This is a genomic window from Arthrobacter sp. StoSoilA2 (genome assembly GCF_019977195.1).
Classification (GTDB): Bacteria; Actinomycetota; Actinomycetes; order Actinomycetales; family Micrococcaceae; genus Arthrobacter.
In genome coordinates, this window is sequence record NZ_AP024643.1 from 4,833,932 (window position 1) to 4,847,886 (window position 13,955).

Consider the following 13,955-nt stretch of genomic DNA (forward strand, 5'->3'; position numbering starts at 1 on the left):
TCTTGTCAATTACCCGAGGGCGCTTCCTGGCCGCCCAGGCCGCGCACCGAAATCCTCTAGGAGTACTGTGGAGCACGTCACCACCCGCGAAGTGATTCTTTCCCTCAGCTGCCAAGACACCGTGGGCATCGTCCACGCCGTCTCAGGCTTCCTGGTCGAACACGGTTGCAACATTCTCGCCAGCCAGCAGTTCGATGACTCGTCGATCAAACGGTTCTTCATGCGCGTCCAAGCTACCTACCCTTCCGAGGTCGCCGTTGGTGAGCTGAAGGCAGCCTTCCAGACGACGGCGGACAAGTTCGGCATGAACTGGACCATGTCCGACGCAGCCGACCGGCCCCGGGTCGCACTCCTTGTCTCCAAGGCTGAACATTGCCTGAACGACTTGCTGTTCCGGTGGCGGTCCGGGCAACTCAAAGTCGATTTCCCTTTCATCGCATCCAACCACCAAACACTCCAACCCGTGGCCGAAGCGCACGGTATCCCCTTCTTCCACATCCCTGTGACACCCGAGACCAAAGAGGCAGCAGAAGAAAAGCTTCTTGCCTTGATCGCCGAACACCAGGTCGATCTGACCGTCCTGGCCCGTTATATGCAGGTCCTCAGCGATGACCTCTGCAGCGAACTTGCCGGCAAGGCCATCAACATCCATCACTCTTTTCTTCCCGGCTTCAAGGGTGCCAAGCCCTATCACCAGGCGTTCGACCGCGGCGTGAAACTGGTCGGCGCCACGGCTCATTACGTGACCGCCGAGCTTGATGAAGGGCCCATCATCGAGCAGGAAGTGCTTCGGGTTGGACATGACTACAGCCCGGCGCAACTGGCAGTCACCGGACAAGATGCTGAACGGCTAGCCCTGGCACGTGCCGTGCAATGGCATGCCGAACAGCGGGTCCTGCTGAACGGCAACCGCACTGTCGTTTTCAACTAACGAATCACCCTTGCGCCCCTCGCGGTGCACCGATCAAACAGAAGTGAGAATTCCTATGGACCGCCTCGTCGACCGCTCCATCAGCGCCAAAGCCTTCACCGAGACCTCCCGCGATCCGCTTCCGCCCCGGGTCCGGACCGTCATCGTGGGAGGTGGGATTGTAGGAAGCAGCATCGCCTATCACCTGGCTGCTGCGGGCGAGAGCGACATTCTCTTACTTGAAGGCAATGTTCTCGGCAGCGGCACCTCCTGGCACGCGGCAGGCCTCGTAACCGGCGCCCGAGGATCATCCACAATGACCAAGCTCTCAAAGTACGGCTTGGAGTTTTACACCCAGTTGGAGCAGATGTCCGGGATTGACGTGTCCTTCCAACGGTCCGGTTCCCTCAGCGTCGCCCGCACGCCCGGCCGCGTCGATGAACTCCTCTACGCCAAGGACGTAGCTGATCAGCAAGGCGTCCGCACGGAGTGGCTCACAGAAGACCGTTTCCATGAGGTGTGGCCGTTGGCCAGCCACGCAGGCGTCCTTGGTGCGCTTCTGCTGCCGGATGACGGACACATCAACCCGGGCTACGCCACCATAGCCTTCGCCAAGCTTGCCCATCAGTTGGGCGCCCAGATCCGTGAGAGTGTCACGGTCGAGAAGATCCTGCGTGAGAACAACAAGATCGTTGGCGTCCTCACTGACCAGGGCGCCGTCCACTGTGATCGTGTGGTCCTCGCCTGTGGCTTGTGGACCCGGGATTTGGCCGCAACAGCTGGCGTTCACGTGCCGCTGTACGCAGCCGAGCATGTGCACGTCAGGACCGGGCAGATCGATGGAGCAGCGCCGCAGCTGCCGGTATTCCGGGACCTGGACAGCAGCTACTATTTGCGCCATGAACAAGGCCGGCTGCTGGTAGGTGCTTTTGAACCCGACGGGCTACCCCGCCCGGTCGAGGATATCTCCACAGCAGGCTTTGCCGAATTCGACGCCAACTGGAACCACTTCGCTCCCATCCGGGCGAAGGCTGAAACCACGGTGCCCGCCCTGGCGACAGCTGGATATGACCGCTTTCTCAACGCTCCCGAGAGTTTCACCCCTGATGCGAATTTCGCCCTCGGAGAGACCGCTGAGGTATCGAATCTGTATGTCGCAGCCGGTTTCAATTCCCAAGGCATCATTTATGCCCCCGGCGTAGGCAAGGAACTCGCAGAGTGGATTATCTCAGGGACGCCCCGTTTCGATTCATCCAGCGTAGACGTGCAGCGGTTTTCCCGGCACCAGAACAGCCGTAGGTACCTCAAAGCCCGCACCAAGGAAGGGCTTGGTCGGCTCTATGCCATGCACTGGCCAAACCTTCAAATGGACACAGCTAGGAACGTACGCCGCACTCCCCTGCACTCCAGGCTGGCCGAACTCGGAGCATGCTTTGGCGAGGTCAACGGTGGGGAACGCGCCAACTGGTACGGAGACCCCGGCACGTATCCGGCCTACGACTATAGCTACGGCCGCCCTGGCTGGTTCTCCCGCGTCGAGGAGGAACACAAAGCCGCCCGCGAAGGAGTCGTGCTCTTTGACCTGAGCCCCTTCGCGAAATTCGAGGTGGCCGGGCGTGACGCGCTGGCTGTTTGCCAGCAAGCCTCTACCGCCGACGTCGACGTTGAGGTGAACAAGGCGGTCTACACCCTGTTCCTCAACGACTCTGCAGGAATCGAGCTCGACGGCACCATCACGCGCCTCGAAGAGGAACGCTTTCTCGTTGTCACTCCCTCCTTTACACAGCAAAAGACCCTTGCCTATCTGAAGCGACTGGCCAAGGGCCGGGCCGCCTCGGTGTTCGACTGCACAGCCGCCCTGGCCACGATCGGAGTCATGGGACCGAAAAGCCGGGAACTGCTTTCCCGGATTTCACCGGAGGACTGGTCCGACGACGCCCAGGGATACACCCATGGCCGGACCGTTGAAATTGCCGACGGCTACGCCTACAGCCTGCGGGTCAGCTTCGTAGGTGAACTCGGCTACGAGCTGTACCCCAGTGCTGATCTTGCAGTGAACATTTTCGATGCCCTCTGGGACGCCGGCCAGGACTTGGGCATCCGTCTGGCCGGATACCACGCCCTCGATTCGCTCCGAAGCGAAAAGGGATTCAGGCACCTTGGACACGACATCGGCCCCATTGACGATCCCTACTCGGCCGGTCTTCGCTTCACCGTTGCCCTGGATAAACCCGGCGGCTTCGTTGGCAAAGAGGCGTTGCTGAAACTCGATCCCGCCACACCCGAGCATCGCACCGTGTATGTTGCCATCGACGATCCCGAACCGGTCTTTGTTCACGACGAAACCGTCTATTGCAACAACATTCCCGTCGGCCGGATGACCAGCGGAAGCTACGGCCACACACTTGGCCGTGCGGTAGGCATTGCAGCAATCGACCCCGAAACGGACCTTACCGGTTCATTCGAAGTCCAATGCAAGGGCCGACTGTACCCGGCCACCGTCTCGCGCCGTCCGTTCTATGACCCCAAGGGTGAACGTCTGCGCGGCTGACACCCGAGGCAGTCCGCAGTTCCCCTCAGGGAGCTGCGGACTCCCCCGTCAAGGGCCCGGACAGCGGAGCCCTATGAGCCACACGAAAGGACTGACCATTGTCAGAGAATCTGATGGAACGTGAAACATCCGTTGCCCTGCGCGGCACGGGCCGCGTTCTCGACGGCAAAGCAACCGCAGCAAGCATCAAGGCAGAACTGGGCGGACGCGTCGCTGCGCTCAAAGACGCCGGCATCGCTGTCGGGCTGGGCACCGTTCTGGTCGGAGACGACCCGGCAAGCCACTCCTACGTAGCTGGAAAGCATCGCGATTGCGCTGAGGTCGGGATCGAATCCATCCGCCGGGATCTTCCTGCCGACATTTCACAAGAAGACCTCGAAGCAGTCCTGTTAGAGCTCAATGAGGACCCTGCCACCACCGGGTATATCGTCCAGCTTCCCTTGCCGGCACACATCGACCAGAACGCCGTCCTGGAAAAGATTGCCCCCAACAAAGACGCCGACGGGCTGCACCCAACCAACCTGGGCCGACTCGTGCTGAACGTCGGAGAAACCATCGATTCGCCCCTCCCCTGCACGCCGAGCGCCATTGTCGAGCTGCTCGAACGGCACAACATTGCCCTGACCGGGATGGAAGTGCTCGTGATCGGGCGCGGCGTAACTGTCGGACGGCCCTTGGGCCTGTTGCTGACACGTCGTGCCATCAACGCCACTGTGACCCTGGCACATACGGGCTCAACTGACCTTGGCAGGCTGATCGCCCGCGCGGATGTAGTCATTGCCGCAGCGGGCGTGCCCGCTATCGTCAAGACCCCCCAGCTCAAGCCAGGAGTGATTGTTCTGGACGTGGGAGTGTCTCGGAGCGTTGACGAGGCCACCGGTAAGTCCAGGCTGCAAGGTGATGTCGAGACCGGCGCCGAAGCGGTCGCCAGCTGGTACTCACCGAATCCCGGTGGTGTTGGTCCCATGACCCGGGCCATGCTCCTCGTCAATGTCGTGGACATAGCCGCACGAACAACTCCGAACGGACAGTAAACCAGAAGGAATTCGTCGTCGGCAGGCGAAGCTCGCAACAAAGCTCACCCACATAAACCCTGCGCAAGCCCACGACGAACAGCGACGGCTCAAGAAAATTGAGGTCATCGCAACAGATGCCCCGCCCCTTAGGGAGCGGGGCATCTCTCGTCTCTGCCCGAGCCTGCTGCTGTGACAGGAGGCGTTTAAACCGCTGCAGCGCCGGCCGTTCCAAGGCCGGCGCTGCAGGTTCGGACTTTCAAATCGCGTAGAGGGTCAAGGGATCGTCTCGCAGGTGCAGCGACCGGGACCCCGGTTCGTTGCGGAGCCAGATAATGCTTCCATCCTCAAAAAGCGTATCCACGAGTGCACGGGTGACTTGGCCATCACCGTTATCCACCTGAACCGGTTGACCCGGGCTGAGGTCCGTCCAGTCGGAGATCTCGTTGACCAACGGGCGGTTCACTGTGCCCATGTCTTCCCCTTCGTCCCGGTCGTGTCAGGGCCGATCCAGACGGTCTTCATGTTAGTGAATTCGCGGATGCCTTGGCGGCCGAGTTCGCGTCCATACCCCGATTTCTTGATGCCACCAAAAGGAAGACGCGGGTCAGAGACCACCATTCCGTTGACGAAAACCGCTCCGGCATCCAGTCGGCGCACGACTGCCTTTGCTCTGTCCGTATCTCGGGTCCACAAGGAAGCGGCCAGTCCGAACTCGGTCTGGTTGGCCAGTGCGATTGCTTCTTCGGTGGACGAGACGCGGGTGATAGCAGCTACCGGGCCAAAGGTCTCTTCGTCAAAGGCGGCGTGCCCCGGAACGACCCGGTCGATGATCGTTGGCGGGTAAAAATACCCGAGCCCCTCAGGCAGTTCTCCACCCAGCAGGAGCCGTCCTCCTGCCTCCAGGGTGCGCTGGACCTGATCGTGAAGTGTGGCGCGGAGGTTTTCTCGGGCCATGGGTCCCATGTCGGTGGCAGGGTCAAACGGATCGCCAAGGATAAGTTCCCGAGTCTGGATCACGAACTCGGCAACGAACTCGTCGGCGATCTCTTCATCGACGATGAAGCGTTTGGCGTTGATGCATGCCTGTCCCGCGTTGGTGAAGCGGGCCCTAACTGCGGTCCGTGCGGCGTCCTTGATATCCGCATCGGATAAAACGATGAACGGGTCGGACCCACCGAGCTCCAGGACCTGTTTCTTGAGGGCCGCTCCGGCCTGGGAAGCGACGATGGCGCCGACTTGAGTGGAACCGGTGAGCGCGACCGCGGCGATCCTGTCGTCAGCGATAATAGCAGCGACCTTCTCTGGTTCGATCAGGACCGTGGCACAAAGACCAGGGGCCAAACCCGCCTTGTCGAGAATGTCCTGTACGGCCAACGCTGAACGGGGCACGTTGTTCGCATGCTTGAGGATCGCGCCGTTCCCGGCCACTAGCGCCGGGAGCGCGAAGCGGAAGAACTGCCAGAAAGGATAGTTCCATGGCATGATGGCCAGCACGACGCCCAGCGGCTCGTAGACCACACCGCTTTCCTTGACGTCGGCGTCTATGCTTTCGAAATCCAAGAACCTGACGGCGTTTTGGGCGTAGAAGTCCGCGGCGACGGCGGACTTTTCAATCTCGGCCCGAGCCTCGGAAATAGGCTTGCCCATCTCCAACGTGATCAGGTGCGCGTATTCGTTGACGTTTTCACGTAGGATCTTGGCTGTGTTCCGGAGGATCTGTACGCGATCCTCAACGGATACCAGCCGCCAGGCCTTCTGCGCGTCAACGGCGGCAGTAAGGATCCCGTCGATCTGGAAGTATGAGTGCGTATCGAACGTTTGAAGTTGTTTGCCCGTAGCCGGGTTGATCGTGGAGATCATGGGATTCTTCCTTTGGGAAAGGGGGATAAACGTCCCGGTGTTGAACCAGTCCGGGCAGCCGTGGGGAAAGTACTGCCGCCGCGTTCTGAATAGGTATTCCAGTCAAGACACGGCGGCAGGAGGTGCTGGATTCACCAGCACCGTTGCACCTGGAAGGTCATCCATCCAGTCCTGTCAACAAGTTTGAAAACTTGTTGTGGTCCGATGACCTCATGTGTTGCGGGGTCAGGCTCCAGCGGCTACGTAGCTGTGGGAGTTCTGGACGGCAGCTTCTTCGCTGCCCTGTGCACCACGCCAGGCTTCCTTGTCCTTATAGGGGAACCACCAGAAGTCGTGGCTGGAAGCTGCCGGATCGATCATGACGAGTTTGGTGTGACGGAAGGTGTCGAGCCCTTCGGCGCCCAGCTGGCGGCCAATGCCGGACATTTTGCGGCCACCGAAGGGTCCTGCATCGTTGTCGAGGATCGGCGCGTTGACCCACACCATGCCGCTAACGATTTCGTTGGTGGCTCGGGTGATCTCTTCGATGTCCTTGGAGTACAAGGTAGCGCCGAGACCGAAAGGCGAGTCATTGGCGATCTTCAAGGCCTCTTCGAAGCTCGAGACCTTATAGACCGGAGCAACGGGTCCGAACACCTCGGTGGTGAAGATGTCCATGTCCGGGCGCAGGCCCTCCAGGACTGTGGGCGCGTAGAAGAACCCGTCCTGCAGCTCCCCGCCGAGGTTCAACCTGTGTCCGCCGATGGTGACGGCGGCGCCTTGCTCAACGGCCCGGGCGACCAGCTGCTCTACGCGGGCAACCTCACGTGCGTTTTCCATCGGGCCGAAATCGACCTTGTCGAGGCCGTGGCCGATCCGCAACCGCTTCACGTTAGCGACAAACGTTTCCATGAACTGGTCGTAAACGTCCTCATGGACAAGGATCTTCTCGGCAGAGGTGCACACCTGGCCGGCGTTGAAGAAGGACGCAAAGGTAGCCGCGCGGGCTGCCACGTCAATAGGGGCAGACGGCATAACCAGGAAAGCATCACTGCCCGAAGCTTCAATCAGATGCGGCTTGAAGTGCTCAGCACAGGCCCGTGAAACAGCCTGGCCGGTCGCAACACTTCCGGTGAAGGCAATCATGTGGGTGTTCTTGTGGGAGACGAGCTGCTTCGCCGTGTCGGCACCACCGGAGACACACTGGACCAACCCAGTAGGCAGGTTCCGGAAGACCCGCATGAAGGAAAGAGTCGTCAGGGAGGCGTTTTCCGAGGGTTTGACGATCACAGAGTTGCCCGCTGCCAGGGCAGCTGCCGCGGACCACATCAGCAACAGAATGGGGAAGTTCGCAGGAAGGATGCTGACCACCGTGCCCATGGGCTCCTTCAAGGTGTAGTGGGTCTGGCCGACAACAGAGGTGCCCAGAACCGAACCAATCGAGTGCCGACCGAGTTCTGCGTAATAGTCCACTGCAGAACCTGACCAAGCCATTTCGTCAGAGCTTTCCTTATACGGCTTGCCCGTTTCACGGGTCAGTAGTTCAGCAATTTCGGGTGCGAGCTTCTTCATCTCCGCTGCCACTTTGTGCAGCATCTCGGCACGATCCAGTGCCGTATAGGCGTACCATGCCTTCTGCGCAGCGTTGGCGGTAGCAACGACGGCTTCAATGTCGTCGTGGCCGACCTCAGCCATTTGGCCGATGACTCTATTGTTGGAAGGGTCCACGACATCGCGGCCCTGCGATACGGGGATGTACTCTCCGTTATGGAAGAAGGTGTTGCTAACTCGAGCGAATTCGAGATTGGCATTCATGAGTGGTTCCTTACGTTGTTCATTGGTATAGGCAAAGAGTGGTTGGGGCGCTGCCGGCGGCTCTACTGTGCCCGGACGATCGAGTAGGACTTGACGAGCTCTGTTTGCACGCTCCAGCGGCCCGCCCAGCCCTCAGGGAGAGCCACAATTGTCCCCGCCCGCAGGTTGGTTTCCTGCCCTTGGTCATCGATAAGTTGGCCCTGGCCGTCAACGATGTGAATGAACTCCCTGTAGCCAGTCAGCTTGGTGGTGAATTCGCCAGGAGTGACCTTCCAAAGGCCGGCTTCCGTGCCAGGATCGCCGTACAGGACCAGAGTGCTTGCCGAAGGGGCACCGGAGAGGACGCGCTCCGGGCTTATAGGCACCTGCTCGGGCCACTGGATATCGTCTGTAGTTGCTACGGCCGCGTTCATGCGCTGGCCGCCTCAACTTTGAGACCCTGGACAGCATTCCTGATCCTGACCGCCGCTCGTTCGCCGCTGCGGAGTGCGCCTTCCATCAGGCCGGTGAAGTCAGGATCAGCGTACTCGCCGGCGAAGAGGAGGTTGCCTACCGGGCGTTCCAGTTCTTCCGCATCAGTTCTTCCTCCGCCTGGGGCGAAAGCTGCATAAGCGCCGCGGGCGAGAGGATCGTTGCGCCAAACCGTGGCGACGGCGTCACTCTCACTGAAGTCCAGTTCCGGGCGAATGTGCCGGGCATGGGTTATCCACGCGTTGAAATCCCCGTCGCCTTGTGCCCGGTCCAAAGCGCCAGGAGAGCCCATAAAGGAATTGAGCACAGGAGTGACCGAACCGGTATTGTCCTGCGCAGTCCATGTCCAGAAGCGGCCGTTCGTTGACATCACCGCGCTCGTTGCCGGGACGGATCGCAGCGGGAGGTGAAGCTTGGCCGCATCCCCTTGCAGTACCCGGTTCAGTGCGCTGGTCTTCCATTCCGGAACCGACAGGGCAAGAGTCGCTTGGTCCCGCACGATGGACAATGGGAGCGCCACGACGGCGGCGTCGAAAGTCGCGCTGCCTGCCGATGTTTCCACGAGGACTTCTTCGCCGAGGTCTGTAACCGCGTGAATGGTTTCCCGGTAGTGCACCGAGTCGCCGAGACGGGCAGCCAAGGCTTTAGGAAGCTCCTGGTTTCCGCCGCTGATCCTCCAACTCGGACGCGGCTCGAAGGATGCAATGTGCTCAAGAGTGTCAGCGCTGACTTGATCTGCCGCGACAGCGGTGGAGATTTCGATACGAGCGCGAAGTGCATCCACGAGCCGATCATCGCAGTCCAAACGTTGCAGGACCTTTTCTGCGGACGGTGGTGAGGGGTAGGTTCGGGCGATGGCGGCAGCTGCTCGGCCTGCTTCTACCACGTCTTGCGTGCTGATGTCGGGGGTGTCCGCCAGAGCACGAACGTAGTAGCTCATGCCGGTGTCAACCAGGGACAAGCCGGTCAAATCAAGCAGGCGCCGCATCGTCGTGTAACCATGCAATACGAACTCGGCGCCCCGTTCGATAACGCAGGGTTCTTCGCGCCCGGCCGTGATTGATTCTGACCAGACGCGCCCCCCGGACCTGTCCCTGGCCTCAAGAACGGTCACATCGAAGCCATCGGCTCTTAGCTGCGTAGCAGCTGCCAAGCCTGCAAGTCCAGCTCCCAAAACCGCGATGCGGGAACCCTGACGAAGGGCGCTCATGATGCAACGTTCATCGTGTGGACCAAAGCCGTTCGCGCTTGGCCACCGATTCGCCATACTGCGGTCCGCTGCATGGAGAAAGGTGCAGTATCTGGTGACATGTCGGAGCCATCTCCTTTGACGATTCTATTTGTTGTGTGACTCACACTAGTAACCGCAACGCAAGAGAAGTATGGTACAGACGTAAGAAATTTGATGCTTATTAGTGTTGCAGTAAGGTTTTTGCATGGAACAGTCAGTGTTGACCGTCAACGATCTCGTTAGCACTCAAAGCTTGGGCACCCGCGTACTGGCCGGAGCCGCCGGCTTGGAACGCCAGGTTCTCTGGGCGCATAGCTGCGAACTTAACGACCCGGCAAGGTGGCTCGGTCCGCATGAATTGCTGATGACCGTCGGGCTCTGCGTCCCGCATGGTGCCAAGGAGCAGAGCACCTTCATTCAAAGACTCAATGAAGCCGGGCTGGCAGGCGTCGCACTAGGTGACCACCCCAGCCTGCCCCCGTTGACACAAGAACTCCTCGACGAGGCCGACAGATTGGGATTCCCGGTCCTGCTGACAAACGAGGAAACACCGTTTGCCGCGATAGGGCGCACGGTTGCAGCCGCCACGGCCACCACCCAAACACTCCAGGTCCTCAAGCTGAGCAAGCTCTACCAGCTCTCGACCTATGCCCATGCGGACCCAGCACGCCTGATGGACGACCTGCAGGCACTCTTTAGGTCCAGGCTCACCGTACTTGACACCCAGACCGGATTGACGATCATACAAGGACCGCCATTGCCCACGCTGACATCAACGGCACGGCAACGCTCTTATACACTTCCTGGTGAGCGTGGCGTGAAGTTAGTAGTTGCAGAATTCCCCGGGGAAGAGGTCAGCAGCTTCCTGCTCATTCACATCCTGCAGGTCGTTGACGTAGCCGTGAGTCAACTTTTGACCACAATCCGGGAAAGGGCCGATCGCTCTAAGGTCATGCTTGAGGCGATTCTGGAAGGACGGATACCTGAGAATATCGACGACGTCCTCAAACCGAATGCGATGGCGGAGGGATACAAACTAATAGCCATCAAGACCGAAGACGGTCCGAAAACAGCGAGGGCAGTCTCGATTGCTGCCCTGCCTGTACTCACCGGAACAGGGCGGCACTCCTATTTCCTAATGGTGCCGGAACCGGCCCTTCCGGATACACGCAAACTTCTCGAAGATCTCGGGATCCGCGCCGCAGCATCCTCGACATACCTGGATATCCGCGATGCAAAAGTCGCAGCCGAGGAAGCACACAAAGTCTTGTCCTCCGGCGGGACGAACGACAACTGGGTCGACTTCACCGGCGTACCTGTATCGCTTCTGGCAAGATCCAGGAAAGAAGCAGACAGTATTGTCCGGCAGGTACTCGGAAGCCTTGCAGACCTGGACCCGAAAACGACGGCCCTAAGGGAGACCCTCTTTAGCTTCCTGAAGAATGACCGCCGCTGGAACGAAACTGCCGCTGAGCTGGGCATCCATCGACAGACACTGTCTTACAGGCTTGCCAAAATAAAAGAGACAACCGGGCGGGACACCTCTACCTCTGCAGACTTCGCCGCACTCTGGCTGGCATACCAAGCATGGCTTTCCTACCCACCAAGCGCTGCACAACAACGACCAGCGCTTCGCCGGTAAAGGCCCCAGCTACTGCGATCGCCAGCCAGTTGCCCGTAATCCCTAGCTTGCTCCTCGTGGCTGACCTTCCCCGAAAAGACGGGCCTGTTCGACCAGTTCCGTCATCCAGGGTCGATGGCCCTGTCGAAACGTCAGACCCTCGGGCAGGCCTTGAGCGGTAGCCTGGGAGCCGATGACTTCAATAGTGATGGGACCTCTGCCTGTCGGTGCGTTGATGATGTGCAGATCGCCAAATGACTCCGGAATAGCCGGGTCCATCCACAAGCCCCCTCGGGAAACATGGGCGTCGTAGCGCAGCAGGCTCATGACCAGGTGTATCGGCGTCGTGGCAGCCCACGCCTGGGGCGAACAAGCGGCGGGATAAGGTATGGGCTGCGGAAATTCATCCCGACCGAATCCGCAGAACAGCTCCGGAAGACGGCCATCCGAATACTCAGCCGCCTCAAACAGAGCTACGGCTATACGCTGTGCCTCGGCCACGAATCCATATCGCACGAGGCCGGTGGCTATGATCGCGTTGTCGTGCGGCCACACGGAACCATTGTGGTAACTCGCCGGGTTGAAGGCCCCCATGTCACTCGCCAAAGTCCGCACCCCCCAGCCACTGAACATTTCTGGCGACATCAGACGGTCGACAACGAGGGGCGCCTTATCCTCATCCACGATCCCCATCCACAGGCAGTGGCCCATGTTCGATGCGCAAGCGTCAACCTGCCGTTTCTTTGCATCCAGCGCAATCGCGTAATAGCCGCGTTCCGGCATCCAGAACTGTTCGTTGAACTGCTTCTTGAGTCGCGCAGCCTTTTCCGCCAACTCGGACCCCAGAGAGTCATCGCCGGCGTCGTAAGCCATCCAAGCACGCGAAAGATATGCGATATAGACGTAGGCTTGGACTTCGCACAGTGCGATGGGAGGTTCCGCGAGAGTCCCATCGGCGAAGTTGATGCCGTCCCACGAGTCCTTCCAGCCCTGATTGATCAGTCCCCGCTCGTTAAGACGCTCATATTCAACAAAGCCGTCACCGTCTTTGTCACCGTAATCGCGAATCCAGGACAGCGCGCGATCCGCATGCGGCAGCAGGGCAGCTACCGTATCGGAGGCAAAGCCCCAACGACTAAGCGCCCCTATGGTGTTCACGAAGAGGGGCGTGGCGTCCACACTGCCGTAGTAAACGGATTTACCACCCAATGACAATCCACTTGAGACACCGAGCCTGACTTCGTGAAGAATCTTTCCAGGTTCTTCCTCCGTCAGCGGGTCTACAGCCTTGCCCTGGCGGTCGGCAAGGGTCTGCAAAGTGCCAAGGGCGAGAGAGGGGTCCACAGGAAGCGCCATCTCAGAAGCCCACAACGAGTCACGTCCAAATAGAGTCATGAACCAAGGGGCGCCAGCCGCCACAACAACCCGCTCCGGTTGATCAGGATCTTCAATCCTCAGAGCGCCCAGATCGTCATAGCTCCGCTGTAAAGTGCGTTCAACAGAACTGTTGCCCATACGCATTGCCGGGATCTTGGCTACCCACTCCTGTCGGCGGCGATCCTGGGGGGATAAGCCCTTTTCATCCGATCCCCTGAACGGTAGTGCCTCCCTTCCCTCAACTGCGGGGACAACGGTCAGTCCAGTGGTCCAGGAATCGCGCGGTGAAACGACCGCCTGATAAGTCACACTCCGAGGCTCGACGACAGCACCGGCGGTATTAATGTCAACGCCCCTGCGGACCTCTTCCCAAGCCGCCCGAATTTGTAGTGAATTTTCGTTCGCTTGGTGGGTTTTGTCCCAGCGGTGCTGAATCCTCGCCTCCTTAACCTCGAACAGATCAGCAAAATCCGCTTCTACGCTAAACCGAATGACACAATGGAACGGCTCCGACGAATAGTTGCGCACTGTGATCTGCTCCAACATTCCCTCACTCACCTCCCGCAGTCGTTCGACAATCAGAGAGCTGTCCGCATGGCCGTCGGTTCGAGGGACACGGCAAATAAACTGGGCCCTATAGGGTTCCTTTCCCCCCGCTGCCAAAGGCTCAAGAGCCAATCCGTTGATCGTGAGATTCCAGCAAGAGATGATCCGCGTGTCATGGACAAACAATCCGTGCGGAAGTGCCGGATCCATGTCCCCATTCGGAGAAGAGATACAGAAGGACGAACCCTCCACCAAGGTAACGGCTCTGGATCCGGGCGTACCTGCCAATGTATCGGCATTCCATCCAGCCACGTGCAGTCCCTTCAACGGCTGGTCAGTTGGGTGCCAACGGAGAACCTTCGAGTCCCGCTCAAGCCTTCGTCCTTCGTCGCTAAAATCGACGCTACGCCTGACTTCCTCCCGGCACCATAGCTCGATGAGGTGCGACTGAGGCTGGCAGTTTCCCTCAAGACAAGATGGCATTGATGGCGGCATCCGACCAGCGACGAGGGCCAGCCGCCGCACGAGGTTCGTTGTCCTGGGCGGTAAGTTCCCACATGGGAGGTGAACGACCGTAA

General features: G+C 59.7%; 10 protein-coding genes. 4 read left to right on the top strand and 6 right to left on the bottom strand.

The window, feature by feature from the left end:
* The first annotated feature begins 67 nt into the window (after window positions 1–67).
* The 3 genes from purU to LDN82_RS22125 all read left to right on the top strand — a co-directional run bounded on the left by purU (window position 68) and on the right by LDN82_RS22125 (window position 4,495).
* The gene (gene purU, locus LDN82_RS22115) at window positions 68–931 is read left to right on the top strand and encodes a formyltetrahydrofolate deformylase (RefSeq protein WP_224092635.1); all 864 of its coding nucleotides are present in this window, start codon (window positions 68–70) and stop codon (window positions 929–931) included.
* Window positions 932–986: 55 nt separating this feature from the next.
* Window positions 987–3,461, top strand: a complete 2,475-nt coding sequence (locus tag LDN82_RS22120; protein WP_224092633.1) for an FAD-dependent oxidoreductase — start codon at window positions 987–989, stop codon at window positions 3,459–3,461.
* Between the two features lie 113 nt (window positions 3,462–3,574).
* Complete coding sequence (locus LDN82_RS22125) at window positions 3,575–4,495, top strand: bifunctional methylenetetrahydrofolate dehydrogenase/methenyltetrahydrofolate cyclohydrolase (RefSeq protein WP_224093935.1); 921 nt, start codon at window positions 3,575–3,577, stop codon at window positions 4,493–4,495.
* Between the two features lie 238 nt (window positions 4,496–4,733).
* Here LDN82_RS22125 and LDN82_RS22130 read toward each other — a convergent pair whose 3' ends face one another.
* The 5 genes from LDN82_RS22130 to LDN82_RS22150 all read right to left on the bottom strand — a co-directional run bounded on the left by LDN82_RS22130 (window position 4,734) and on the right by LDN82_RS22150 (window position 9,812).
* Entirely contained in the window at window positions 4,734–4,949 is a 216-nt protein-coding gene (locus LDN82_RS22130; RefSeq protein WP_224092623.1) for a hypothetical protein, read from the bottom strand.
* Entirely contained in the window at window positions 4,937–6,337 is a 1,401-nt protein-coding gene (locus LDN82_RS22135; RefSeq protein WP_224092622.1) for an NAD-dependent succinate-semialdehyde dehydrogenase, read from the bottom strand. Before LDN82_RS22135 ends, LDN82_RS22130 begins: the two co-directional genes overlap by 13 nt.
* Before the next feature lie 225 nt (window positions 6,338–6,562).
* Entirely contained in the window at window positions 6,563–8,131 is a 1,569-nt protein-coding gene (locus tag LDN82_RS22140; protein ID WP_224092620.1) for an aldehyde dehydrogenase family protein, read from the bottom strand.
* A 62-nt stretch (window positions 8,132–8,193) separates the two neighbouring features.
* Complete coding sequence (locus LDN82_RS22145; RefSeq protein ID WP_224092618.1) at window positions 8,194–8,544, bottom strand: cupin domain-containing protein; 351 nt, start codon at window positions 8,542–8,544, stop codon at window positions 8,194–8,196.
* The gene (locus LDN82_RS22150) at window positions 8,541–9,812 is read right to left on the bottom strand and encodes an NAD(P)/FAD-dependent oxidoreductase (RefSeq protein ID WP_275964888.1); all 1,272 of its coding nucleotides are present in this window, start codon (window positions 9,810–9,812) and stop codon (window positions 8,541–8,543) included. Before LDN82_RS22150 ends, LDN82_RS22145 begins: the two co-directional genes overlap by 4 nt.
* A 226-nt stretch (window positions 9,813–10,038) precedes the next feature.
* On the opposite strand from LDN82_RS22150, the gene pmfR reads away from it, so the two are divergent.
* Window positions 10,039–11,475, top strand: coding sequence for a transcciptional activator PmfR (pmfR, locus tag LDN82_RS22155; RefSeq protein WP_224092615.1), 1,437 nt, complete (start codon window positions 10,039–10,041; stop codon window positions 11,473–11,475).
* 42 nt (window positions 11,476–11,517) lie between these two features.
* Here pmfR and LDN82_RS22160 read toward each other — a convergent pair whose 3' ends face one another.
* Window positions 11,518–13,689: a glycogen debranching N-terminal domain-containing protein gene (locus LDN82_RS22160; RefSeq protein ID WP_224092613.1), complete on the bottom strand. Its 2,172-nt coding sequence runs from the start codon at window positions 13,687–13,689 to the stop codon at window positions 11,518–11,520.
* Between the last annotated feature and the right edge of the window lie 266 nt (window positions 13,690–13,955).